The sequence below is a fragment of the Janibacter hoylei PVAS-1 genome (assembly GCF_000297495.1).
Lineage (GTDB): Bacteria > Actinomycetota > Actinomycetes > Actinomycetales > Dermatophilaceae > Janibacter > Janibacter hoylei.
This window is the reverse complement of sequence record NZ_ALWX01000043.1, coordinates 1-23,633: the sequence shown is the minus strand read 5'-3', so window position 1 is coordinate 23,633 and position 23,633 is coordinate 1. Positions and strand designations below refer to the sequence as shown.

At 71.7% G+C, this 23,633-nt stretch carries 23 protein-coding genes, 2 tRNA genes, 1 other RNA gene and 1 pseudogene; 20 read left to right on the top strand and 7 right to left on the bottom strand.

What is annotated here, in order from left to right; genetic code table 11:
- The first annotated feature begins 50 nt into the window (after positions 1 to 50).
- Complete coding sequence (locus tag B277_RS09680) at positions 51 to 1,391, top strand: MFS transporter (RefSeq protein WP_040881292.1); 1,341 nt, start codon at positions 51 to 53, stop codon at positions 1,389 to 1,391.
- Positions 1,388 to 2,818 (top strand): pyridoxal phosphate-dependent decarboxylase family protein, encoded by a 1,431-nt coding sequence (locus B277_RS09675; protein ID WP_007927708.1) that lies wholly within the window; start codon positions 1,388 to 1,390, stop codon positions 2,816 to 2,818. The genes B277_RS09680 and B277_RS09675 overlap by 4 nt, the downstream gene beginning before the upstream one ends.
- Before the next feature lie 18 nt (positions 2,819 to 2,836).
- Here B277_RS09675 and B277_RS09670 read toward each other — a convergent pair whose 3' ends face one another.
- Positions 2,837 to 4,489 carry an acetolactate synthase gene (locus B277_RS09670; RefSeq protein WP_007927707.1) on the bottom strand — a complete coding sequence of 551 codons (1,653 nt, stop codon included), beginning with the start codon at positions 4,487 to 4,489 and terminating at the stop codon, positions 2,837 to 2,839.
- 42 nt (positions 4,490 to 4,531) lie between these two features.
- On the opposite strand from B277_RS09670, the gene B277_RS17505 reads away from it, so the two are divergent.
- The 5 genes from B277_RS17505 (at position 4,532) to B277_RS09650 (ending at position 9,203) form a co-directional block, all read left to right on the top strand.
- Entirely contained in the window at positions 4,532 to 4,669 is a 138-nt protein-coding gene (locus B277_RS17505; protein WP_156811770.1) for a hypothetical protein, read from the top strand.
- 140 nt (positions 4,670 to 4,809) lie between these two features.
- Positions 4,810 to 6,342, top strand: a complete 1,533-nt coding sequence (locus B277_RS17500; RefSeq protein ID WP_007927706.1) for a Re/Si-specific NAD(P)(+) transhydrogenase subunit alpha — start codon at positions 4,810 to 4,812, stop codon at positions 6,340 to 6,342.
- Positions 6,343 to 6,345: 3 nt separating this feature from the next.
- Positions 6,346 to 7,794, top strand: coding sequence for a Re/Si-specific NAD(P)(+) transhydrogenase subunit beta (gene pntB, locus B277_RS17495; protein WP_007927705.1), 1,449 nt, complete (start codon positions 6,346 to 6,348; stop codon positions 7,792 to 7,794).
- Between the two features lie 114 nt (positions 7,795 to 7,908).
- Complete coding sequence (locus tag B277_RS09655; RefSeq protein ID WP_007927704.1) at positions 7,909 to 8,244, top strand: PadR family transcriptional regulator; 336 nt, start codon at positions 7,909 to 7,911, stop codon at positions 8,242 to 8,244.
- Entirely contained in the window at positions 8,241 to 9,203 is a 963-nt protein-coding gene (locus B277_RS09650) for a permease prefix domain 1-containing protein (RefSeq protein ID WP_040881291.1), read from the top strand. The genes B277_RS09655 and B277_RS09650 overlap by 4 nt, the downstream gene beginning before the upstream one ends.
- Positions 9,204 to 9,333: 130 nt before the next feature.
- Here the strand turns inward: B277_RS09650 and B277_RS09645 are convergent, their stop codons facing one another.
- The 3 genes from B277_RS09645 to upp all read right to left on the bottom strand — a co-directional run bounded on the left by B277_RS09645 (position 9,334) and on the right by upp (position 10,977).
- The gene (locus B277_RS09645; protein ID WP_007927700.1) at positions 9,334 to 10,071 is read right to left on the bottom strand and encodes a PH domain-containing protein; all 738 of its coding nucleotides are present in this window, start codon (positions 10,069 to 10,071) and stop codon (positions 9,334 to 9,336) included.
- 2 nt (positions 10,072 to 10,073) lie between these two features.
- A complete protein-coding gene (locus B277_RS17980) occupies positions 10,074 to 10,247 on the bottom strand; it encodes a hypothetical protein (RefSeq protein ID WP_007927699.1) in 174 nt (57 codons plus the stop codon).
- Between the two features lie 91 nt (positions 10,248 to 10,338).
- Entirely contained in the window at positions 10,339 to 10,977 is a 639-nt protein-coding gene (gene upp, locus B277_RS09640) for a uracil phosphoribosyltransferase (RefSeq protein WP_007927698.1), read from the bottom strand.
- An 81-nt stretch (positions 10,978 to 11,058) separates the two neighbouring features.
- Between upp and B277_RS09635 the strand changes: the two genes are divergently transcribed.
- From B277_RS09635 to B277_RS09625, 3 genes are all read left to right on the top strand, one after another.
- Entirely contained in the window at positions 11,059 to 11,505 is a 447-nt protein-coding gene (locus tag B277_RS09635) for a nucleoside deaminase (protein WP_007927697.1), read from the top strand.
- A 64-nt stretch (positions 11,506 to 11,569) separates the two neighbouring features.
- Positions 11,570 to 11,659: transfer RNA gene (locus tag B277_RS09630), tRNA-Ser, on the top strand.
- Between the two features lie 97 nt (positions 11,660 to 11,756).
- Positions 11,757 to 12,107, top strand: a complete 351-nt coding sequence (locus B277_RS09625) for a hypothetical protein (RefSeq protein ID WP_007927696.1) — start codon at positions 11,757 to 11,759, stop codon at positions 12,105 to 12,107.
- A 32-nt stretch (positions 12,108 to 12,139) separates the two neighbouring features.
- On the opposite strand, the gene B277_RS09620 is transcribed toward B277_RS09625, so the two are convergent.
- Entirely contained in the window at positions 12,140 to 12,643 is a 504-nt protein-coding gene (locus B277_RS09620) for a LytR C-terminal domain-containing protein (RefSeq protein ID WP_007927695.1), read from the bottom strand.
- A 7-nt stretch (positions 12,644 to 12,650) separates the two neighbouring features.
- Positions 12,651 to 12,951, bottom strand: a pseudogene (locus tag B277_RS17975) (type II toxin-antitoxin system VapB family antitoxin).
- Positions 12,952 to 13,002: 51 nt separating this feature from the next.
- Between B277_RS17975 and B277_RS09615 the strand changes: the two are divergent.
- The 5 genes from B277_RS09615 (at position 13,003) to lhgO (ending at position 19,640) form a co-directional block, all read left to right on the top strand.
- Positions 13,003 to 14,553, top strand: coding sequence for a helicase HerA-like domain-containing protein (locus B277_RS09615; protein ID WP_007927693.1), 1,551 nt, complete (start codon positions 13,003 to 13,005; stop codon positions 14,551 to 14,553).
- A 108-nt stretch (positions 14,554 to 14,661) separates the two neighbouring features.
- Positions 14,662 to 14,967 carry a hypothetical protein gene (locus tag B277_RS09610; protein ID WP_007927692.1) on the top strand — a complete coding sequence of 102 codons (306 nt, stop codon included), beginning with the start codon at positions 14,662 to 14,664 and terminating at the stop codon, positions 14,965 to 14,967.
- Positions 14,921 to 16,495, top strand: a complete 1,575-nt coding sequence (locus B277_RS09605) for a hypothetical protein (protein ID WP_007927691.1) — start codon at positions 14,921 to 14,923, stop codon at positions 16,493 to 16,495. Before B277_RS09610 ends, B277_RS09605 begins: the two co-directional genes overlap by 47 nt.
- A gap of 99 nt (positions 16,496 to 16,594) precedes the next feature.
- The gene (locus B277_RS09600) at positions 16,595 to 18,433 is read left to right on the top strand and encodes a hypothetical protein (RefSeq protein ID WP_007927690.1); all 1,839 of its coding nucleotides are present in this window, start codon (positions 16,595 to 16,597) and stop codon (positions 18,431 to 18,433) included.
- A gap of 1 nt (position 18,434) precedes the next feature.
- Positions 18,435 to 19,640, top strand: a complete 1,206-nt coding sequence (gene lhgO / locus B277_RS09595; RefSeq protein ID WP_040881290.1) for an L-2-hydroxyglutarate oxidase — start codon at positions 18,435 to 18,437, stop codon at positions 19,638 to 19,640.
- A gap of 6 nt (positions 19,641 to 19,646) precedes the next feature.
- Here the strand turns inward: lhgO and B277_RS09590 are convergent, their stop codons facing one another.
- The gene (locus tag B277_RS09590) at positions 19,647 to 20,105 is read right to left on the bottom strand and encodes a DUF3817 domain-containing protein (RefSeq protein ID WP_007927687.1); all 459 of its coding nucleotides are present in this window, start codon (positions 20,103 to 20,105) and stop codon (positions 19,647 to 19,649) included.
- A gap of 83 nt (positions 20,106 to 20,188) precedes the next feature.
- On the opposite strand from B277_RS09590, the gene B277_RS09585 reads away from it, so the two are divergent.
- The 5 genes from B277_RS09585 to B277_RS09570 all read left to right on the top strand — a co-directional run.
- Positions 20,189 to 20,276: transfer RNA gene (locus B277_RS09585), tRNA-Ser, on the top strand.
- Between the two features lie 101 nt (positions 20,277 to 20,377).
- Positions 20,378 to 20,474, top strand: an RNA gene (ffs, locus tag B277_RS16865) — signal recognition particle sRNA small type.
- A 124-nt stretch (positions 20,475 to 20,598) separates the two neighbouring features.
- Positions 20,599 to 21,636, top strand: a complete 1,038-nt coding sequence (locus tag B277_RS16000; protein ID WP_007927685.1) for a hypothetical protein — start codon at positions 20,599 to 20,601, stop codon at positions 21,634 to 21,636.
- A gap of 80 nt (positions 21,637 to 21,716) precedes the next feature.
- Positions 21,717 to 22,286: an NADPH-dependent FMN reductase gene (locus tag B277_RS09575; protein WP_007927683.1), complete on the top strand. Its 570-nt coding sequence runs from the start codon at positions 21,717 to 21,719 to the stop codon at positions 22,284 to 22,286.
- A 114-nt stretch (positions 22,287 to 22,400) separates the two neighbouring features.
- On the top strand, positions 22,401 to 23,633 hold a 1,233-nt coding region (locus tag B277_RS09570), incomplete at its 3' end, for a DNA polymerase III subunit gamma and tau (RefSeq protein ID WP_007927669.1).

Sequence of the window (23,633 nt, the reverse complement as noted above, 5' to 3'; positions counted from 1 at the left end):
GACGGGCGCGTGCACCGTCTCGCCCGGTGACCCGTGGGTAGCCTTCCGTCATGGCGGAGGACACGGCAGTGCTGCCGGGGCGGGTGCGGCGAGGTTACGGCCTCGGGTCGGTCGCGACGGGGGCCTTCGGCACCGTCCCCGGGCTGCTCCTGCTGCCCTACCTCACCGACCGCCTCGGCATCGCGGCCGGTCTGGCAGGCCTCATCGTCCTGCTCCCCAAGGCGTGGGACGTGCTGCTCAACCCGATCGCCGGGCGGGTCTCGGACCGCAGCACCCACCCCGACGGTCGCCGGCGACCCTTCCTCGTCCGCGCGGGGCTGACCCTGGCCGTGCTCTTCGCGCTGCTCTTCGCGGGGCCGACCTCACCGTCGGCGTTGGCCGCCGGGTGGGTGGCAGTCCTCTTCCTCGCGTGCGCCAGCGCCTACGCCTTCTTCCAGGTGCCCTACGTCGCGATGCCGGCCGAGCTGACCCGCGACTACGGGGAGCGGACGCGCCTGATGACGTGGCGGGTCGCCGTGCTGGCGCTGACGATCCTCGTCGCCGGCGGGCTGTCCCCGGCCCTGCGGGATGCGCTCGGCCCCGAGTGGGGCTACCGCGCGGTCGGCGTCTTCGTCAGTCTGCTCATCGTCGTCGGTGCCGTCGGCGCCTGGTGGGGGACGAAGGGGGTACCCCCCGTCGAGCACGTCGCCGCCGGTGGCTCGCTGGCCCACCAGCTGCGGGTCGTGGCGGGCGCCCCGGACTTCCGCGCGCTGCTGCTGACCTTCGCGGTCCAGGCCTTGGCCACCGGCGTCATGCTCGCCGGTGTCGACTACATGGCGCGCTGGGTGCTGGGCGACCCCGGTGCCGCGACGATCCTCTTCGTCGCCTTCGTCGGGCCCGCGCTCGTCGTCACCCCGCTGTGGGAGCGGGTGGGGCGCAGGACCGGCAAGCGGCCCGCCTTCGTCGTCGCCTCGCTCTGCCTCGCCGTGGGGGCGGTGCTCGTCTGGGTCACCCACGACCTCGGGCTGGCCCCGGTCGCCCTGGCGCTCGCCCTCGTCGGGGTCGGCTATGCCGGCGCGCAGATGTTCCCCATGGCGATGCTCCCGGATGCTGCTGCGGTCGACGCCGACCGCACGGGTGAGAGCCGCGTCGGTGTCTACACCGGGGTGTGGACCGCCGCGGAGACGCTCGGCCTCGCCCTCGGCCCGGGCGTCTACGGTCTCGTCCTCATGCTCGGCGGGTACGTCTCGTCGACGGACGGAGCTGCGGCCCAACCGGACTCGGCGATCACCGCCATGACCCTGGGCTTCACCGTCCTGCCGGCGCTGCTCGTGCTCGGCTCCCTGCTCCTCCTGCGGGGCTACCGCATCGACGAGGCAGCGGTCGTCGCTGCCGGAGAGGCCGCCCGATGACCCTCGACCCGACTCGCCCCGCACCGGCTGACGACATCCGGGCGGCACTGGACTCCCTTCGCGCGCAGGACCTGCCGACCCACGGAGGCCGCACGCTGAGCTATGTCTACGACTCCGGCCTCGCGGAGGCCGACGCCATCGGGCGCGAGGCGCTCGCAGCCTTCGCCGCGACCAACGGGCTCGACCCGACGGCATTCCCGTCACTGGCCCGGCTGGAGTCCGAGCTCGTCGCGCTCGCCACCGGTCTGCTCCACGGCCCGCCCTCCACCGTCGGTGTCGCCACCTCGGGCGGCACCGAGTCGCTCGTCCTCGCGGTGCTCGCCGCGCGCAACGGCTCGCCCCACGTCGAGCGTCCGCAGGTCGTCGCGCCGAGCACCGTCCACGCGGCGGTGCACAAGGCGGGGCACCTCCTCGGCGTCGACGTCGTGAGCGTGCCGGTCGACCCGACGACCTTCCGCGCCGACCCGATGGCGATGGCGGCCGCCGTCACGGACGACACGGTGCTCCTCGTCGCCTCCGCTCCCTCCTACGCCCACGGCGTCGTCGACCCCGTCGAAGAGGTCGCCGCGATCGCCCGGGAGCATGGCATCCGCTGCCACGTCGACGCGTGCATCGGCGGGTGGGTGCTGCCCTTCCTCGATGACGCGCCGCCGTGGACCTTCGCCGTCGAGGGCGTCACGAGCATCTCCGTCGACCTGCACAAGTACGCCTACACGCCCAAGGGGGTCTCGCTGCTGCTGCACCGCGACCCCGCCCTGCGGCGCGGGCACGTATACGCCTCGGCGGCGTGGCCGGGCTACACGATGCTCAACACGACCCTCCAGTCGACGAAGTCGGGTGGCCCGCTCGCCGCGGCCTGGGCCGTCGTCCACGCCATCGGGCTCGAGCGGTACCGCGAGCTGGCCGGCGTGGCCCGGCGGGCGACGCTGGACGTCGCCGCGGCCGTGGAGGCGATCGACGGGCTGCAGGTCGTCGTCGCCCCCGACTCGACGCTGCTCGCCCTCGAGGCGACCTCGGGCTGCGACGTCTTCACGGTCGCCGACGAGATGGCCTCGCGCGGGTGGCTCGTCCAGCCGCAGATGGCCTTCGCCGGGCACCCGGCCACTGTGCACCTCACCCTGTGCGCGGCGACGGCCGCCCACACCGACGAGCTCGTCGCCGCCCTGACGCAGTCCGTCGCTGCGGCCAGGGAGTCCGGCCCGGTCGTGGTCGACCCGGACCTCGTCGCGGCCGTTGGGCAGATCGACCCCGCAGGTCTCGACGAGGCGACCCTCGACGGCCTGCTCGCCATCGCCGGTCTCGGGGGAGGCGACGGGCCGCTGCAGGTGCCCGATCGCATGGCCGAGGTCAACGCGCTGCTCGACGCGGTGCCGGCGGCCCTGCGCGAGGCGCTGCTCGCGGCGGTGCTCGACCGGCTCACGCGCTGAGGCGGCCTCCCCTTCGGCTCACATCCCGGTCGTCGCGCGGGGGTAGGGGATCTGCGGGTCCGTGACGACGTTGACGAGGTAGGGCACCCCGGAGGCGAAGGCCCGGTCGAGCGCCGCCCCGATCTGCCGGGGGTCGGTCACCATCTCGCCCGCGCCACCGAGGGCGCGCACGACCTCGTCGTAGCGGGTCTGCGGGGCGAGGTCGGCGGCGACGTCGTAGCCGTAGAGCATCTGCATCGGCTGCTTCTCCAGTCCCCACGCGCCGTTGTTGCCCATGACCATGACCACCGGCAGGTCGTGGCGCACGAGGGTGTCGACGTCCATGAGCGACATGCCGGAGGCGCCGTCGCCGAGGAGCAGCACGACCTGCGACGAAGGGCGGGCGATGCGGGCCGCGATGGCGGCGCCGAGGCCCGCGCCCAGACAGCCGAAGGGGCCCGGGTCGAGCCACGAGCCCGGCCGCTGCGGCTCGATGAAGCGGCCGGCCCATGAGACGAAGTCGCCCCCGTCACCGATGACGACCGCGTCCTCGGCGAGCCGGGGCGCGAGCTCGCCGTAGATCCGCGCTGGGTGGGTCGGGGTGACGGGGCTGCGCAGCAGCTCGAGGTCCTGCGCCGCGCGGCCGCGCGCCTCGTCGGTCAGCCGCGTGGACCAGTCGGACCAGCCCGGCCGGCCGAGCCTCTCGACCGCGACCTGCAGCAGGTCGAAGAACGAGGTGAGGTCCCCGGCGGCGGTCGCGGTCGGGGAGGCGTGGGCGCTCAGCTGGCCGGGGGAGTCCGCGACGTGGACGACGTTAGCCTCGGGCCCGCCGGCCGACCCGCCGAAGGACCCGTAGCCCAGGCGGAAGTCCAGAGGGGTGCCCACGACGAGCGCCAGGTCGCACTCGCCGACGGCGGTCCGCCGCGCCCGTCCGACGAGGAGCTCGTGGCCGCCCGGGAGGATGCCACGGCCCATGCCGTTGGTGATCGTCGGCAGGCCGAGGTCGGTGACGAAGCGGTGGGCCGCGGTCTCGGCGTGGTCGCTCCACACGTCGGTGCCGAGGACGACGAGCGGGCGCTCAGCGCCGGCCAGTAGCCGGGCGATGGTCGCGACGTCGTCGTCGGAGGGCGGAGCGGGCGCGACGGGGTCCGCCACGACGGGTACGTCCTCGGCGTCGGCGTAGAGCTCCTCGAGGGGGACGTCGAGGAAGACCGGGCCGCGGTGCGGGGCGGCCGCGAGTCGGAAGGCCGCGGTGACCTCTCCGGCGATCTCGTCGACCGACTCGATCGTGCCGGAGTGCTTGGTCACCGGCGCGAGGATGCTCGGGTGGTCCAGCTCCTGGAGCGCGCCCCGGCCCCACGAGTAGGCCGGCGCCCGGCCCCCGAGCACGACGAGCGGCGAGCCCGAGAAGCAGGCCTGGGCGACGGCGCTCACTCCGTTGGTCACACCGGGCCCGGCGGTGAGGACGGCCAGCCCCGGGGTGCGGGTCAGCTTGCCGGTCGTCTCGGCCGCGAAGACGGCGGTCTGCTCGTGCCGCACGTCGAGCAGACGCATCGGGGGATCGGCCTGCACCGCGCCGTCGTAGAGCGGGAAGACGTGTGCTCCGGAGAGGGTGAACATCGTCTCGACCCCGTGTGCCGCTGCTGCGCGCACGGCCCGGGCGCCGCCACTGACCTCGTCGTAGTGATCCACCCGCACGATGTTACTCGCTGGTAGGTCGGCTAGCCTGAGCAGGTGAGCACCGATCTCCCGCACACCGTCTGGGACGACGAGGAAGAGGCCCGCGAGGCCGCCCTCGCCGGCGATGTCCTCGGCAGTGATGTCGATGACGAGACCGCCGCGGAGGGTGACGGGGAGCCGCCCCGGGCCTAGCGCCCCTCGCTCTCGACGTGACGCGCCGTCTCACCACGTGGCGGTGTGAGCATCGTCCCCGTCACAAAGAGTGCCGCCCGGCCGTGGGCTGTCGTAGGTTGCCGACCGACCACACCCACCACCCCTGACCAGGAGTGACGATGCGACTTGGCGTGCCCAAGGAGTCGAAGCGCGGAGAAACCCGCGTCGCGGCGACCCCCAAAACGGTCGAGCAGCTAATCAAGCTCGGCTACGACGTCGTCGTCGAGGCCGGCGCGGGCGAGGCGTCCGCCTACCCCGACGAGGCCTACGTCGACGCCGGAGCGACCCTCGAGCCCGCGGAGCAGGTGTGGGCCAGCGACGTCGTCGCCAAGGTCAACGCACCCTCCGACGAGGAGGTGCCGCTCCTCCGGTCTGGGGCGATCCTCGCCTCGCTGCTCGCGCCAGCGCTCAACCCCGACAAGGTCGAGGCGTTGCGGGCGCAGGGCGTCACCGCGCTCGCGATGGACGCCGTGCCGCGCATCTCGCGCGCCCAGTCCCTCGACGTCCTGTCCTCGATGGCCAACATCGCCGGCTACCGCGCGGTCGTCGAGTCCGCCCACGAGTTCGGTGGTCTCTTCACCGGCCAGGTCACGGCCGCGGGCAAGGTCCCGCCGGCCAAGGTGCTCGTCTGCGGCGCCGGTGTCGCCGGTCTGGCGGCGATCGGCGCGGCCGGTTCGCTCGGTGCGATCGTGCGGGCCTTCGACGTGCGGCCCGAGGTGGCCGAGCAGGTCGAGTCGATGGGCGCCGAGTTCCTGCAGATCGACGTCGAGCAGGAGGTGTCGAGCGACGGCTACGCCAAGGAGACCGGTGAGGACTTCAACCGCAAGGCCGCCGAGCTCTACGCCGAGCAGGCCAAGGACGTCGACATCATCATCACGACGGCCCTGATCCCCGGCAAGCCCGCGCCGCGGCTGATCACCGAGGAGATGGTCGCCTCGATGAAGCCCGGCTCGGTCATCGTCGACATGGCCGCCGGCTCCGGCGGCAATGTCGCCGGGTCCGTCGCCGACGAGCGCGTCGTGACGGACAACGGCGTGCGGATCATCGGCTACACCGACCTGGCCGGTCGCCTGCCCACGCAGGCCAGCCAGCTCTTCGGCACCAACATCGTCAACCTGCTCAAGCTGGTGACCCCCGACAAGGACGGCCAGCCCGTCCTCGACATGGAGGACACGGTCGTGCGCGGCATGACGGTCACGCAGGGCGAGGAGACGCTCTGGCCACCGCCGCCCGTGCAGGTCTCCGCTGCGCCCGCTGCTCCCGCAGCCGCGACGCCGACTGCGGAGGCTGAGCCGGCCAAGCCGGTCGACCCCAACCGCAAGTTCTGGTTCATCGGTGCTGCGGCGGTCCTCTTCCTCGTGGCGGCCGCCTTCATGCCGATGGCCTTCCTGTCGCACTTCATCGTCTTCGCGCTCGCGGTCGTCATCGGCTTCTACGTCATCGGCAGCGTCCACCACGCGCTCCACACGCCGCTGATGTCCGTGACCAATGCGATCTCCGGGATCATCGTCGTCGGCGCCCTGCTCCAGGTGACGTCGACCAACCTGCTGATCCAGGTCATCGCCGCTGCTGCCATCTTCTTCGCCAGCATCAACGTCTTCGGTGGCTTCACCGTGACGAACCGGATGCTCAACATGTTCCGGAAGGGCTGAGTCGTGCTGTCCACCGTCGTCACCGCCGCCTACATCGTCGCGGCGCTCCTTTTCATCCTCTCCCTCGCCGGCCTGAGCAAGCACGAGTCGGCCAAGCACGGCAACTGGTTCGGGATGGCCGGCATGGCCATCGCCCTCCTCGCCACGATCGCCCTCGTCGTCGACGGGGTCTACGGCGAGGGTGCGGCCACCGATGCCGGCAAGTGGGGCCTCGGCGTCCTCGTCGTCACCATGGCCCTGGGTGGTCTCATCGGCATCCGCATCGCCCGTCGGGTCGAGATGACCGGCATGCCGGAGCTCATCGCCATGATGCACTCCTTCGTCGGTCTGGCCGCCGTGCTCGTCGGCTACAACACCTTCTTCGCGTCGCACGGTGACAGCCCGGAGGCGGTCGCCGAGCACAAGCGGCTCGAGGCGATCGACATGGTCGGCATCCACAACGGTGAGGTCTTCATCGGTGTCTTCATCGGTGCCGTGACCTTCACCGGCTCGATCGTCGCCTACCTCAAGCTCAGCGCGAAGATCAAGTCCTCGCCGCTCGTGCTCCCGGCCCGCCACTGGCTCAACCTGCTCGCCGTGCTCGTCTCGGTCGCGCTGTGCGTGTGGTTCGTCGTCTCCCCGTCGATCATCCCGCTCGCGATCATGACGGTCATCGCCCTGCTCTTCGGCTGGCACCTCGTGGCCTCCATCGGCGGCGGCGACATGCCGGTCGTCGTGTCGATGCTCAACAGCTATTCGGGCTGGGCCGCGGCCGCCGCGGGCTTCATGCTCTCCAACGACCTGCTCATCGTCACCGGTGCGCTCGTCGGGTCCTCCGGTGCCTTCCTCTCGTACATCATGTGCAAGGCGATGAACCGCTCCTTCGTCTCCGTCATCGCCGGTGGCTTCGGCTCCGACGGTCAGGTGACGGGTGAGGACAAGGACTACGGCGAGCACCGCGAGATCCAGGCCGAGCAGGTCGCCGAGCTGCTCTCCGACGCCTCGTCCGTCGTCATCGCCCCGGGCTACGGCATGGCCGTGGCGCAGGCGCAGTACCCCGTCGCCGACCTCACCGCCAAGCTGCGGGCGAAGGGGGTGGACGTCCGCTTCGGCATCCACCCGGTGGCCGGCCGTCTGCCCGGGCACATGAACGTGCTGCTCGCCGAGGCGAAGGTCCCCTACGACGTCGTGCTCGAGATGGACGAGATCAACGACGACTTCCCCGAGACCGACGTCGTCCTCGTCATCGGTGCCAACGACACGGTCAACCCGGCCGCGGCGGAGGACCCGAGCAGCCCGATTGCCGGCATGCCCGTGCTCGAGGTGTGGAACGCCAAGGACGTCGTCGTCTTCAAGCGCTCCATGGCCACCGGCTACGCCGGCGTGCAGAACCCACTCTTCTTCCGGGACAACACGCAGATGCTCTTCGGCGACGCCAAGGACAAGGTGGGCGAGATCCTCAAGGCCCTCTGAGGCAGGCCGACCGCAGCGAAGGGCGGCGCTCACCCGGTCGGGTGGGCGCCGCCCTTCGGCATCTCCACGAAGTGCCATGGACAATACTGTGCGTCACACACTAGAGTGTGACGCATGGACGATGAACTGCTCGCAGGGCACCTGCAGGAGCTGAGGCGGGGGACCGTCGTGCTCGCCGCCCTGGCGATCCTCGACGAGCCGCGCTACGGCTACGCGCTGCTCGAGACGCTCGACACCGCGGGCTTCGCGGTGGACGGCAACACGCTCTACCCGCTCCTGCGGCGCCTGGAGAAGCAGGGCCTGCTGACGAGCGAGTGGAACACCGACGAGGCCAGGCCGCGGAAGTTCTACCGCACGAGCCCGGCTGGCGCCGACCTGCGCGCCCACCTGATGACCGAATGGCGATCGCTCGATGCGGCGGTCGCGGCACTGGACGGAGACCAGTCATGAGTGGCACGAGCCTGACCGACCGATATGTGTGGACCGTGACCCGACAGCTCCCGCCGGAGACCGGGCCGGACGTCGCCCGCGAGCTGCGCGGCACGATCGAGGAGACGGTCGAAGGGAAGGTCGCTGCCGGTGAGGCGCCGGCTGCGGCCGAACGCGAGACGATCGTGGGTCTCGGCGACCCCGACGTCCTGGCCCGTGAGTACGGAGGTCGGCCCAACCACCTCGTCGGGCCGGTGTACTTCCCCTCGTGGGTGCGGCTGGTCCGGCTGCTGCTCGTCATCCTCGTCCCGCTCGCGGTGCTCGGCACCGTCGTCGCGCACGCCTTCGGCAGCGACGCGGGCTTCGGCGAGATCGTCGGTGAGGGTGCTGCGCTCGCCTTCCACGTGGCGGTGCACGTCGTCTTCTGGACCACGCTCGTCTTCGCGGTCGCCGAGCGCTACGGCAGCCCCGGCGAGCAGCAGGGCCTCGTCGGCACGTGGGACCCGGACGAGCTCGCGGACCCAGCCGACCGCGCGCGTCGTGCCGGGATGGCGGAGATGCTCCTCGAGGTCGTCTCGACCCTCGTCGTCATCGGCCTGTGCGTGTGGCAGTGGGGAGGAGTCGGCGAGCACGCCGTCCAGGTGCTCGACCCGGCGCTGGGTATGGGCTGGCAGGGGCTGATCATCGGCTTCCTCGCCGTCGACGTCCTCGTCACCGTGGCGGCGTGGGCGCGCGGCGGCTGGTCCGCCCCGCTCGCGGCCGTGAGCCTGGTGAGCGCCGTCGTCTCGGGTGTGGCGCTCGTCTGGCTGCTGCTCACCGACCGGCTGCTGACCGACCTGCCGGCGCAGTTCCACGAGACCTTCGGGTGGAGCGAGGACTGGAGCGTCTTGCTGCCGGCCGTGGCCGTCGGCATCGTCGTCATCTGCGGCTGGGAGGCGGTTACGGCGCTGCGCCGCATGCGCGACTCCGACCCCGCCTGACCCGCCCGACCCCGCTTACCCTCCCTGCACGTTTCCCTACGGAAATCGCACCCCCCGGGCCGCATCTCCCTAGGGAGATGCGGCCCGGGGGGTGCGATTTCCGTAGGGAAATACGAAGGGGGGAGGGGCGTCAGTAGGCGTCGGGGTCGTAGGGCGGCAGCTCGCCGGTGTCGGCGTCGCGGTCCTCGCGCACGAGGTCGCGGCTGCGGTAGATGGAGGCGCCGTGCCCGACTGCGGACCCGTCGGCCGCCGGCGGCGGCCCGCCGACGTAGACGCCGTCGACGACGCCGAGGCGGGTGGTGAAGTCGGCCGAGGTCTCCCACGCAGGCTCCTCGTCCGCGGGGCCCCCTTCGTCCTCGTCGTCCACGACACCCATGCCGAAGACGACCGAGCAGATGGCCCGGTAGTTGTCGTCGGGGTCGGGCACGAACTCGATGCTCGAGAGCGCCTGGTCCTGGCCGGCGCTCTCGAGGACGAAGGTCCCGTAGCCGAGGATGCGGCCGAGCAAGGAGCGCTCGTAGCCCATGTCGGTGACCTTCTTGAGTGGCATCATCGAGACCTTGTGGTTGATCCACCCCTCGAAGAGGACGATCCGCTTGTCGGTGGCGACGACGCGGGTGTGCCGCCACTCGATCCACTGCCAGGCGGCCCAGCCGACGACGGCCAGCCAGGCCCACCACAGGTAGGGGAGGATCGCGCTGCCCGCATCGCTGACCGAGATGTCGAGCCAGACGACGAGCGCGAGCGCCGCGACGGTGATCGCGAAGGGCTTGAGCAGGACGATCCGGTGGTGGCGGATCTCGGCCACGGGGGTCTCGCCGGGCAGCAGGTACTTGCGCAGGCCCCGGTGCCCGACCTCCGCCGCCACGGCTACCTCGCGATGAGCGAGTCGAAGAACCTGCCGATGTTGGTCACGCCGTTGGCGACGACGTCCCAGGCGGAGCCGACGATGTTGGCGGCCTCGGTCGGCGAGGTGAGGATGGCGTAGAGGAGGAAGATCGTGAGCAGCCAGAGGACGATCTTCTTGATCGGCGGCGCGTTCATGGGCTCGTTCTTCTCCGTCGTCTGCGGTCGCTGCGCGGGTCCACGGGGGCGTGGATCCGCCCCAGTGTTGCAGATGTGACAGGTGTGACGGTCAGACCACGCCGTAGAGCCGGTCACCGGCGTCGCCGAGGCCGGGCACGATGTAGCCCTGCTCGTCGAGCCGCTCGTCGACGGCCGCCGTCACGAGGGTGATCGGCACGTGGAGGTCGGCGAGCTCGCGCTCGAGCGCCTCGATGCCCTCGGGCGCCGCGAGCAGGGTGACGGCGGTGATGTCGTCGGCGCCCCGCTCGACGAGGTAGCGGATCGACATGGCGAGCGTGCCGCCGGTCGCCAGCATGGGGTCGATGACATAGCACTGACGGCCCGAGAGGTCGTCGGGCAGCCGGTTGGCGTAGGTCACCGCCTCGAGCGTCTCCTCGTTGCGCAGCATGCCGAGGAAGCCGACCTCAGCGGTCGGCAGCAGCCGCACCATGCCCTCGAGCATGCCGAGGCCGGCACGCAGGATCGGCACGACGAGCGGCTTGGGCGTCGACAGCCGCATCCCGGTCGTCGGGCCGACGGGCGTCTCGATGTCGAAGGGCTCGGTGCGGACCTCACGGGTCGCCTCGTAGGCGAGCAGGGTGACGAGCTCGTCCGCGAGCCGGCGAAAGGTCGGGCTGTCGGTGCCCTTGTGCCGCAGGTAGGTCAGCTTGTGGGCGATGAGCGGGTGGTCCGCGACGATGACGCGCATGCCTCGCAAACTACCGTGCGCGACACTGGTCCCGTGAGTTGCGACCGCACCCGCCCGTCCCGCCCCGCGGAGGAGACGTGGATGGGTCGTGCCCTCGAGCTGGCGGCAGCGGCGGTCGCCGACGGCGACATCCCCGTCGGTGCCGTCGTCGTCGACGCGGCCGGCGAGATCATCGGCGAAGGGCGCAACACCCGTGAGCGGGACGGTGACCCGACCGGTCACGCCGAGGTCGTCGCCCTGCGTGCCGCGGCCGAGGCGAAGGGGGAGTGGCGCCTCGAGGGGTGCACCCTCGTCGTCACCCTCGAGCCCTGCGCCATGTGCGCCGGTGCGGTGGTCGCGGCCCGCGTCCCGAGGGTGGTCCTCGGCGCGTGGGACGCCAAGGCCGGCGCCTGCGGGTCGGTGTGGGACGTCGTGCGCGACCGCCGATCTATCCACCGCGCCGAGGTCGTCGGCGGGGTGCGCGAAGGGGAGTGCGCCCGCCTCCTCCTGGACTTCTTCGCCGAGCACCGCGGGGCCGCGCAGCGATGAGGGGAGGGGGTGCTCCCTTCGCCCGATTGGGGGCAGACCGCCTCGACCTTGTATTGTGCTCCGCGGTGGCGTGTCCGAGCGGCCTAAGGAGAACGCCTCGAAAGCGTTTGTCGGTTGACGCCGACCGTGGGTTCAAATCCCACCGCCACCGCCAGCTGACCGAAGGTCCCACCCGGCTCGCCGGGTGGGACCTTCGTCGTGTCACACGGTCGTGACGGGACGGACCGCGCCGCGTCTGGTTGTCTGGGGGCATGCGTCAGATCATGCGAGCCCTCGTCCCCGCCGCCGTGGTCGTGGCGGTCCTGCCACTGGCCGCCTGCGACACGTGGAGCTCGAAGTGCGACACCGACAACACCTGCAAGATCAAGATCCAGGGCGACCAGTTCCACGACTTCCCGCGGCCGTACGACAAGGACCACGGGCTGAAGTCGGCTGACCGGATCCGGCTGGTGTCGGCGAAGCAGGGTGGCGAGGCGCTCATCCAGGCCGGCGGCGTGGAGAGCACGTGCACCCAGGGCAGCAGCTTCCAGATCGTCGACACGACGATCACCTGCGACGTCGTCGGCGACGACAAGGTCGAGCTGACGACGACCCGCCCCTGACCGAAAGGAGCGCCCCGTGCCGGGGGTGCGGGTCAGCAGGCAGTGACGTCGCTGGAGCGGACGAGCCGCTCGAAGTCCGGGCCGAGGACGATGTCGACCGTGGTGCGCGTGCGGGAGTCCTGCAGCTTGCGCAGGGGGCCGGTGTGCCCGGCGACGAAGTCGGCGTCGGGCTTGCCGGCCCGGCCGTAGCGCAGCTGGCCCGCTCCCTCGACGGTCACCTTCTTGGGGTCGTTGGCGACGGTCTTGACGGTGAAGCCACGTGCCTTGAGCTGGCGGGCGACCTGGGCGGCCAGCCCGTCGCGGTTGGTCGCGTTGTAGACGTTGACCTCGACGTCCGACGGAGAGCGCGTGCACGTCGGTGCCGGTGTGCTCGTCGACGTCGAGGCGCTGCCGCTGGCCCGGTCGGCGCGGATGTACGACAGCGCGTACCACACCGCGAAGAAGAGCAGGAGCAGCACGACGGCGAAGGTCACGACGGACCGTCGGCGCCGGGCGCGCCCCTCGTCGCCGGGGGTGTCGTACTCGTCCTGGGCCATGACGGTGTCAGTCGGCGAGCTCGAGGACGCGGGCGTGCAGGGTCGAGCGCTGCTGCAGCGCGGCGCGCAGGGCGCGGTGGAGACCGTCCTCGAGGTAGTGCCGGCCACGCCAGACGACGACGTGCGGGAAGAGGTCGCCGTAGAAGGTCGAGTCCTCGGCGAGCAGGTCGTGGAGGTTGAGCGAGCTCTTCGTCGTCGTCAGCTGCTCGAGCCGTACGGGCCGCGGTGGGACGTCGGCCCAGTCGCGGGGGGGTCACGCGCCCGTGCGCGGGGTAGGGCCGGTCGTCGCCGACGGACTGGAAGATCACGCAGACACGATAAGAGGGGCGGTCACCGCACGCCGCACTAGTCTCGGGCTTGTGACCGACTCTTCACACCTGGACCAGATCCGCGCGGGCTACACCTTCGAGGCGCCCGCCGTCGACCTCGGCGCGGCGGTGCTCGACGGCGCTCCCCAGCCGGATGCGCCGGTGCGTGTGCCGCTGGCGAGCCTGACGAAGCACGGTCTCGTGGCCGGCGCCACCGGCACGGGCAAGACCAAGAGCCTGCAGCTCATGGCCGAGCAGCTCTCCGCGGCAGGTGTGCCCGTCTTCCTCGCGGACATCAAGGGTGACCTCTCGGGCATCGCCACCCCCGGCGAAGGGGGCGACAAGCTCGCCGCGCGCACGACCTCCATCGGGCAGGACTGGCAGGCCACCGCCTTCCCCACCGAGTTCCTCACCCTCGGCGGGCAGGGCACAGGCGTCCCGATCCGCACGACGATCACGAGCTTCGGCCCGACCCTGCTGAGCAAGGTCCTCGGGCTCAACGCGACGCAGGAGTCGAGCCTGGGGCTGGTCTTCCACTTCGCCGACAAGCAGGGTCTGGCGCTGCTCGACCTCAAGGACCTGCGAGCGGTCGTCCAGCACCTGGTCTCCGACGAGGGCAAGGCGGAGCTCAAGGCGCTGGGTGGTCTGTCGAGCGCGACGGCCGGGGTGATCCTGCGCGAGCTCATCGCCTTCGAGGACCAGGGCGCCGACGTCTTCTTCGGCGAGCCGGAGTTCGACACGGCTGACCTGCTGCGGGTCGCCGACGACGGCCGGGGCATCGTCACCTGCCTCGAGCTGCCTGCGGTGCAGCAGCGGCCTCAGCTCTTCTCGACCTTCCTCATGTGGCTGCTCGCCGACCTCTTCCAGGACCTGCCGGAGGTCGGCGACGTCGACAAGCCGAAGCTCGTCTTCTTCTTCGACGAGGCGCACCTGCTCTTCGACGAGGCGAGCAAGGCCTTCCAGGACGCGATCGAGCAGACGGTGCGCCTCATCCGCTCCAAGGGGGTCGGTGTCTTCTTCGTGACGCAGAGCCCCAAGGACGTCCCCGCCGACGTCCTCGCGCAGCTCGGCAACAGGGTGCAGCACCAGCTGCGGGCCTTCACCCCGGAGGACGCCAAGGCGATCAAGGCGGCGGTGAAGACCTACCCGCACACCGAGTACGACCTCGAGGAGCTGCTCACCCAGCTGGGCACCGGCGAGGCGGTCGTCACCGTGCTCTCCGAGAAGGGGACACCGACCCCGGTCGCCCACACGATGATGCGCGCGCCGCAGTCCCTCATGTCGCCGTCGGCACCAGAGCTGCTCGAGCAGACGGCCGCCGGCTCCGCGCTCGCCCCGAAGTACACGGAGGCCCTCGACCGCGAGTCCGCGTACGAAAAGCTCGCGGCCAAGCTCGAGGCCGCCCCGGCGCAGGACGAGGCGAAGGGGGAGCCCGCCGCCCCACCGCAGCCCACGGCTCCCACGCCGCCGAAGGAGGAGCCGGGCGTCGTCGAGAAGGTCGTCGGCAGCTCGGCCTTCAGGTCGGCGCTGCGCTCGGCCGGCACGGTCATCGGGCGCGAGATCACCCGCTCGATCTTCGGCACCTCGCGCCGCCGCCGCTGACGCAGCAGACAGGACGGCCCGGCGGAGGGGAGCACTCCCCATCGCCGGGCCGTGGTCCGTCCTGACAGGATGCCCGCGAGTACGTGACGCGAGGGAGAGGGCAGGGGCATGGCCGGTGTGACGAGCGGGGCGGACCCGGATCGGCTCGACGAGATCAGCGAGCTCATGCGGGGGCACGCGGAGCAGATCGGCCAGCTGAGCGAGACGCGTGGGCACGCCTCGACCGTGCTGCGGGCGTCCTGGAGCGGCCCCGACATGGAGTACCTGCTCGCGCAGACCGACCACCTGCGTCCGGAGATGGCCCGCACCGGGTCGACCCTCGTGGCCTTCGCCGACCAGCTGCGTCATCAGGCGGACGAGCAGCGTCGTGGCTCCGGCGAAGGGGGGCGGCGCCGGTCGTCCCGGCGCGCGTGACGGCGAGGGCATCCGTGGTGGCCGGCACATCACGGGTGTGCCGCAGGGCTTCCGCGACCTGGTCGGGGGGATGACCTCGGGGGAGGGGCGGTCCCCCTTCGACCTGCCGGCTGGTGCGATGACCAATGCGATCGGCGACGGACCCCAGACCGACCCGGGGGAGGTGGAGCAGCCCGGATACGTGTCGAACAGCGATGACGTGGAGGGCGGCAAGGTCATCAAGGGCCAGGTCACCGGCACGGAGACCGTGGCGGTGTCGAGGGAGTTCGTCGACTCCGAGGGGCGCAGCGTCCAGACGACGACGGTGAGCGTGCGGGCCGAGGCCGGCATCGCCGGCGAGGCCGGAGGCGACCTGACGGGTGGGGGCTTCAGCGCCAGTGGAGGCAAGGAGGCCAGCTACGAGGTGACGGCTCCGGTCGGGGTGGACCCGCTGAGCATCGACCCCAACGACCCGATGTCCTGGCCGCCCGGCGTCAGCGTCCGCTTCAGCGAGGAGTACTTCGCCGCCTTCGACGCGGAGGCCCGCTTCCGCGGCCTCATGGCCGGCGCGGGGTACGAGTTCGGCACCGAGGGCTATGTCGAGATCAGCAGGGGCGACGGTGACCAGGTCGTCGTCCAGGTCGGTGACGCGGAGTTCCTGCGGTCCTCGTCGGAGCTGGGCCTCGGGACACCGGACGCCAACGTCAAGGCCGGCGCGTCCAGCGAGACCTCGAGTGGTACGGCCCGGGAGGTGACGATCGACATGTCCACCCCGGGAGGGCGCGCGACCTTCGACGACGTGATGATCGGCAAGCCCCCGGCGGCCGACGCCCCCGGAGTCGTCGACGTCGCCGACCTCACCGTCTTCAACGCCTCGAAGTCGGTGGACCTCAGCATGACGGCGGGCGACGTCTCTGCCGGCGGCACGCTCGCGGAGTGGGGCGCCGGGGGAGTGCAGCGCACGCACGCCGACGGGACGACGACCCTCGACTGGACCGGCGAGGCCCAGGGCAGGCAGGTCGGCGGCACGGCGAGCTTCGACGCCGACGGCAACATGGTGGTCGAGGACAACACCTACTACATCCGCATGGAGGGGGTGGACCCGACCACAGCGGCTGAGTACAACCGCAACTACCTCGGCGAGGACGTCACCCCGACGCACGATCAAAATGTCGTCATCAACTTCACCCATGACGACCTGGCCACCATGAGGTACCAGGCTGCCGCCACCCACGCATCCATCGTCAACGCCAACCCCGAGAACTTCCCGAACTTCCCGGCCGCGGCGGACGGGCACGTGACCAGCGAGGACGTGCTGCGGTACTTCGAGGAACATCCGGATACTGCGGGCACCGACCTCCGGGACATCGCGACGGGCGACACCACCATGACGATCCTGGGAGCCCAGAGCGACCAGGAGATGCTGCGGGTGTTGATGCTCGGCGACGGACCCTTGGTCGTGCAGCGCGACCTCGCGGGGGACTACCACACCGCCACGGGCAACTACGTCCGGCCGGTCGGCGACATCACGAGCGCCCGCTCGGCCTGACCTGCGCCCGCACGGGACAGCGCCGCCGCGGGGACCACTCCCCATTGCCGGAGACCCGCCAGCGGGTGAGGCTGGGTGCACCACGGACGAAGGGGAGTCATGAGCGGTGTGACGCACGGCGCGGATGCCGAGCGACTGCGCGGGATCGCAGAAGCCTTGCGCGGCAACGGTGCCCAGATCGAAAAGATCGGTGAAAGGCTCGGCCCGGCCGCGCAGGCTCTCGAGGCCTCGTGGAGCGGCCCGGACGCCGAGAGCCTCGCCGCCGACGTGGCGCAGGTCCGCCCGGCGATCGCGTCGATCGGGTCGACGATCATCGCCTGGGCGGACGAGCTGCGCGACCAGGCCGACGAGCAGACCCAGGGGTCCGGCGGCGGCGCCCGCGGCGGGTCGGGCGGGACCAGCACCCGACCCGACCGGCAGGACGCCATCGACAAGATCAAGGACGTCACCAGCAAGCTCACCAGTGGGGACGGTCGCGGGTCCGGCATGGACAACCCGCTCCTCGCCGCCCTCGACAAGCCCCGTGGCGGGCACGACGCGCCACCGGACGCCGAGCCGCGCAACATCATCGACGGGCGGCCCGGCGGTCGCGAGGAGGGCACCGGCTCGGTGTCGCAGTCGGAGTCCAAGGGCAAGCACGTCAAGGTCTCGGGCACCGTCACCGCGTCGACCACGGACGCCGGCGTCGACGCCAAGGGGCGAGGCCTGCAGACCCACACCGTCGCCGGGACCGCGGAGCTCAGCGCCGAGGCGAGTGCCAAGGTCGGTCGGGTGGGTGTCGACGGCAAGCTCTTCGCCGGCACCGAGACGAGCTGGTCGGTCACCGGCCCGGACGGCCTCGACCCCACGTCGATCCACCCCCTCGACCCCCTGGGCATGCCGGAGGGGTCCTCGATCCGCCTCGGCAGCACCTGGTACACCGGGCACGAGCTCGGCGGCGAGTACTCCGCCCTCATGGCGAGCATGGGCAAGGAGTCCGGGATCGACCGCTACGTCGAGGTCTCCCGTGGCGAAGGGGACGAGGTGACCGTCCGCGTCGGCGACGCCGACTTCGACAAGGCCAAGAGCTCGGTGGGTCTCGGCGTCGACAAGGCCAATGTCGGCCTGTCCGCCGACTCATCCTTCACCGAGGGGACGGCCAAGGACGTCACCTTCGACCTGTCGACCCCCGAAGGGCAGGACGCCTACACCCGATTCCTCATCCTCGGCAAGGTGCCGTCGGCCGACGCCGCCGGCGTGACCGACATCGCCGACGTCGAGGCATTTTCCGGGTCGCGGTCCACGGGGTCCTCCCTCACGCTCGGGGACAAGACCTTCGGGAGCGACGGCAGCAGCTGGGAGGCGGGCGGCCTGACGAAGCACCACGCGGACGGCCGGCAGACCGTCGAGTGGTCCGGCGACTCTGGGCGCACCCAGATCGGCGGCACCACCGTCTACGACGCCGCCGGCGTGAAGGACCAGGACGCCTCGAGCTACTACCTGCGCGAGCGCGACGTCGACCCAGAGGTGGCCCGGCAGTACAACTTCTTCCAGGGCTCCGATGCCGAGCCCACCCAGCGGCAGAATGTCGCGATGTCGCTCACCTCGACCGATCTCCAGGCCATGCGCTACCAGGCCGCGGAGCAGGCGGCGACCAAGATCAACGAGTCGCCCGAGTGGTACCGGGGCAGCGACATCGACACGAGCCAGAAGTGGAGCGCCGACGACGTCCTCCAGTACGTCGAGGGTGACGGCGACAAGGCCCGCAGTCTCGACGGTGTCGACCGGGCGTCCACCGACCTGCTCGCCGCCCAGTCCGACGACGACATCCTCCGGGCGATGTCGAGCAAGGGCCCCGTCGAGTTCCAGACCCAGCTGGCCCAGGACTACCAGGCGGTGACGGGGACGACCCGAGGTCACCGCGGCACCGTCACGAGCACCGGCACGGGAGGGGACTGACCTGCCCCCTTCGTCGCGCACCCTCGTCGTCGGCGCCGGGCTCCTCGGGCTGGCCACCGCGTGCCAGCTGCAGCGGACCCGGCCCGACGCCGAGGTCGTCGTCCTCGACAAGGAGCCGACGGTCGCCGCCCACCAGAGCAGCCACAACTCGGGGGTCGTCCACGCCGGCGTCTACTACCCACCGGGCTCGCTCAAGGCCCGCCTGTGCCGGCGCGGGGTCGGGCTGCTGCGCGACTACACGAGCGAGCGGGGCATCCCCTTCGTCGAGGTGGGCAAGGTGGTCGTCGCCGTCGACCGGGCCGACGAGGCCCGACTGGCCGAGGTGCACCGGCGCTCGCTCGCCAACGGCGTGCCCGGCACCGCCATGGTCGGGCCGGACGGGCTGCGCGACCTGGAGCCGCACGTGCGCGGACGCGCCGCCCTGCACTCGCCGTCCACTGCGATCACCGACTTCCCTGCCGTCGCGCGGGCCCTTGCGGTCGACGTGGTCTCGGCCGGAGGGAGGGTCCTCACCGGTCACGAGGTGGTGGGCATGCGCCCCCTTCGCTCGGGGGTGGAGGTGCTCGTCGACCACGCGGGGGAGCGGACCCGGCTCGCCGCCGACCGGCTGGTGCTCTGCGGGGGGCTCCACGTCGACCGGCTCGCCCGCATGGCCGGCGGCTCCGCCGACCCGCGGATCGTGCCCTTCCGCGGGGAGTACCACCTACTGACGCCCGAGCGGTCCGATCTCGTGCGCGGACTCGTCTACCCGGTCCCGGACCCGCGGCTGCCCTTCCTCGGCATCCACCTGACCCGGAGGGTCGACGGCACCGTCGACGTCGGGCCCAATGCCGTGCCGGCAGCGTCCCGGGAGGGCTACCGCTGGCGGGACGTCGACGCCCGAGACCTCCTGGAGACCGTGACCTGGCCGGGCTCCGCAGGGGTCGCGGCGCGCCACTGGCGCTCGGGGGTTGCGGAGGTGGCCGGCTCGCTGTCGGTGCGTCGCTTCGCCGATGCGGCCCGCCGCTACGTTCCGAGCCTCGCCGACGCGGACCTCGTGCCCGGCGGCGCGGGGGTGCGGGCCCAGGCGGTCGGCCGGGACGGGTCGCTTGTCGACGACTTCGTCATCGAGCGGATGGGGCCGGTGACCGCGGCGCGCAATGCTCCGTCGCCGGCTGCGACCTCCAGCCTGGCGATCGCCGAGGAGGTCGTCGCCGGGCTGGTGTGACCTCGCTCAGCCGACGGGCGGGCCGACGAGCAGGGCGACGCCGGTGAGGACCGCGACCGCGACGACGAGGGCGAGCGCCGCCAGCCCCGGGCGGCGCAGCGCGCCGGAGACGAGCCGCTCGAGCGGGGTGCCAGCGGCTCCCTTCGTCCGCAGCCGCCACGTGTCGGCGAGCTGCCCCTCGCGCTCGAGCCACCGCTCGGTCCACAGCGTGACGAGGGGCGGGATGGCCGAGACCAGGGCGACGACGCCGTGCTTGGTGCTCCATCGCGCGTCGATCCACACGATGACCGTCACGAGCACGTAGGCGATGAAGACGATGCCGTGCAGCATGCCGCCGATCCGCACGCCGAGCTCGGTCGTCTCGGTGACGTACTTGAGGAACATGCCGACGAGCAGCAGCGTCCACGTCACCGCCTCGGCGGTGGCGACGATCGTGTAGAGCCGGCGAGGGGACGGGAGAGCCATGCCGCCATCGTCGCCGACAGGTGTCGGCGGAGTGAAATCTGCCCGATTTCGAGGTGGCGCGGTGCTCAGGTAATCTCTCCCGCGGAGGATTCGCATAGTGGCCTAGTGCGCGCGCTTGGAAAGCGCGTTGAGTGAAAGCTCTCAGGGGTTCGAATCCCCTATCCTCCGCCAGCGATGAGCCCCGGTCCGCGGACCGGGGCTTCGTCATTGTCGGAGGACGACCGCGGCGGGGGCCGACTTTCGCCGACGAAGGGGGAGACGTAGACTCTGCGATCGGCACCCCGCGTGGTGGTACCTCGCCGAACTCCCCCAGGGCAGGAATGCAGCAAGGGTAGGTGAGCTCTTCCAGGTACGCGGGGTGTCCTCTTGCTCACGGCGTGCCAACGGGCCCGCTCGATGTGATGCACCCGTCCGATCGAAATCCGGGCGTGATCCTCGTAGGTTGGCAACAAGCGATCGCAACGGCGACCGCAGCAACCCCGAGGAGGGGAGCATGGACACCTGGATCTGGATCATCATCGCTGTCGTGCTGGTGCTCATCATCATCGGCATCGTCATGGCAGTGTCGAAGGGCGCCAAGGCCAAGCGGGTCGAGCGTGACCGCGCCGAGGCCGAGCAGCTGCGGCGCGAGGCCGCCGAGCGAGAGCGCCGCACCCGCGAGTCGGAGGCCACTGCTGCGGCAACCGACGCCGACGCCCGAGCAGCAGCCGCCGAGGCGGACCGTCAGGCCGCCGAGGCCGAGCGCAAGGCGGCCGAGGCCGAGCAGCGTCGCATCGACGCCGAGCGCCTCGAGGAGGAGGCCCGGGCCAAGAGCGCCGTCGCCGACGAGGACCGTCGCTCCTACGAGGACAAGCTCCGCGAGGCGGACGTCAAGGACCCGGACGTGCCGACGGACCGCGAAGGACGCCGCGTCGAGGACGCGGACGTGCGCCGCGACGCCGAGGTCGATAGGCGAGGTGACCGTGACGGGATGATCGAGTCCGAGGACTCGTACGCCGATGACGTCGACGAGTCCACGACGCGCCGCAGCGACCTGCGCCCGTCCGGTGCCGGCACCGCTGCCGCGGGCACTGTCGGAGCGGGCGCTGTCGGCGCTGGCGCCGCTGCTCACGGGACCGAGGCGGGGCATGACCCCGTCGAGCCCGCTCCGCCGGTCGAGCCAGCACCGGAGGCTGCGCCCGGGTGGGAGTCGTCGGACCCCTCCCGTCGCGACACGGTCCCGGCGGACACGACGGCTGCCGCCACGCGGGACGACGCCTTCACCGAGGCCCCGCGGGACGACGCGTTCACCGACGAGACGACGCGGACGGGTGAGTCGGGTTGGTCCGACCCCGGCGTGGCTCCGGCGCGCGATGTCGAGCCGGCAGCACCCGTGGCCGACCCGACGGTCGAGCCCACGGCCGGCGGCCAGCGACCCGACCACCTGTCCCCCGAGGAGCGGGCGGGCGGGGACCACGCCGAGCCCGGCCTCCTCGACAAGGTGCGCGGTAAGGTCGAGGACCTGCGCGGCGACGGTCGGCCCCGCAGCTGAGCCCCACGACGGCGGGCCCGCCACCTCCTCGGTGGCGGGCCCGCCCGCGCCACGACTGCACCGCCCCAAGGAGTCCCTCCGTGAAGATCGCCATCATCCTCGGCAGCACCCGACCCGGCCGCTTCGGCGCCCAGGTCGCCGACTGGGTCATGGCCCAGGCCGCCGGTCGTGACGACGCCGAGTACGAGCTCGTCGACCTCGCCGACTACGGCCTCGTCCTCCTCGACGAGCCGACGGTCCCCGGCGCCGCGAAGCGGCAGTACGACAACCCCAACACCCGGCGCTGGAGCGCGAAGATCGACGAGTTCGACGGCTACGTCTTCGTCACGCCCGAGTACAACCACGGTGTGCCGGCCGCGCTGAAGAATGCCTTCGACGTCCTCTACCCCGAGTGGGTGCACAAGGGTGCCGCTCTCGTCTCCTACGGCGCCGACGGCGGCGTGCGTGCGGTCGAGCACTGGCGCACGATCCTCGCAAACGCGCAGATGCACGTCGTCCGCGGCCAGGTCTCCTTCTCGACGATGCTCGAGGTCGAGCAGCGCGAGGACGGCGACGTCTTCGCGCCGGCCGAGCGACGCACCAAGGAGCTGGGCAACGTCCTGCGCCAGCTGACGCGCCTGACGGACGCGACCGCCTCCCTTCGCTCCTGACGCAGTCCCGCAGCGACCTCTCCCGCTGCCGCCGTAGACGCGCCGTCGGGCGCCGTCGTCCACAGGCGGTCGCGGGGGAGCTCGCTGTCGTCGTGCGCACGTAGAGTCGTGCCCGTGAGCACCGCGCTGTACCGCCGCTACCGCCCCGAGACCTTCGCCGACGTCATCGGGCAGGAGCACGTGACCGATCCGCTCATGCAGGCACTGCGGTCGGGCCGGGTCAACCACGCCTACCTCTTCTCCGGGCCGCGTGGGTGCGGCAAGACGACGAGTGCGCGCATCCTGGCCCGCTGCCTCAACTGCGAGCAGGGGCCGACGCCCACCCCGTGCGGGCAGTGCGACTCGTGCACGGCCCTCTCCCGCGGCGGGGCCGGGACCGTCGACGTCATCGAGATCGACGCCGCGAGCCACGGCGGTGTCGACGACGCCCGTGACCTGCGCGAGCGGGCCTCCTTCGGCCCCGCGCAGAGCCGCTACAAGATCTACATCATCGACGAGGCGCACATGGTGACGCCGCAGGGCTTCAACGCGCTGCTCAAGATCGTCGAGGAGCCGCCCGAGCACGTGAAGTTCATCTTCGCGACCACCGAGCCCGAAAAGGTCATCGGCACGATCCGCTCCCGGACCCACCACTACCCCTTCCGTCTCGTCCCGCCAGCGCGGCTGCAGGAGTACATGGAGCAGCTGTGCGCCGCCGAGGGAGTGCGCGTCGAGCCGGGTGTCCTCTCCTTCGTCGTGCGGGCCGGTGGCGGGTCGGTGCGTGACTCGCTGTCCGTCCTCGACCAGCTCATGGCAGGGAGCGACGAGTCCGGCCTGACCTACGAGCGGGCCGCGGCCCTCCTGGGTTTCACCGACGGCGAGCTGCTCGACGCAGCGGTGACGGCCTTCGGCGCCGACGACGCCGCCGGCGTCTTCCGCGTCATCGACTCGGTCATCGAGACCGGCCTCGACCCCCGGCGCTTCGTCGAGGACCTGCTCGAGCGGTTCCGCGACCTCATCGTCGTGGCGGCGGCCCCGGACGGCGCCGCCGCGATCCTGCGCGGGCTGCCGGGCGACCAGATCGACCGCATGCGCCAGCAGTCGGCCACCTTCGGGCCGGCGTCGCTCTCCCGTGCCGCCGACATCATCAACGCCGGCCTCACCGAGATGACCGGTGCGACCTCGCCGCGGGTCCAGCTGGAGATCATCGCCGCGCGCGTCCTGCTGCCGGCCGCAGCCGGCGAGTCTGGGTACGCCGCGCGCCTCGACCGGCTCGAGCGTCGGCTCGACGTCGGTGGCGTCCCCACGAGCGAAGGGGGGAGCCCCCCGCCCCCCCGCAGGCGGCACCCGTCGCGCCCGTGCCCGCGC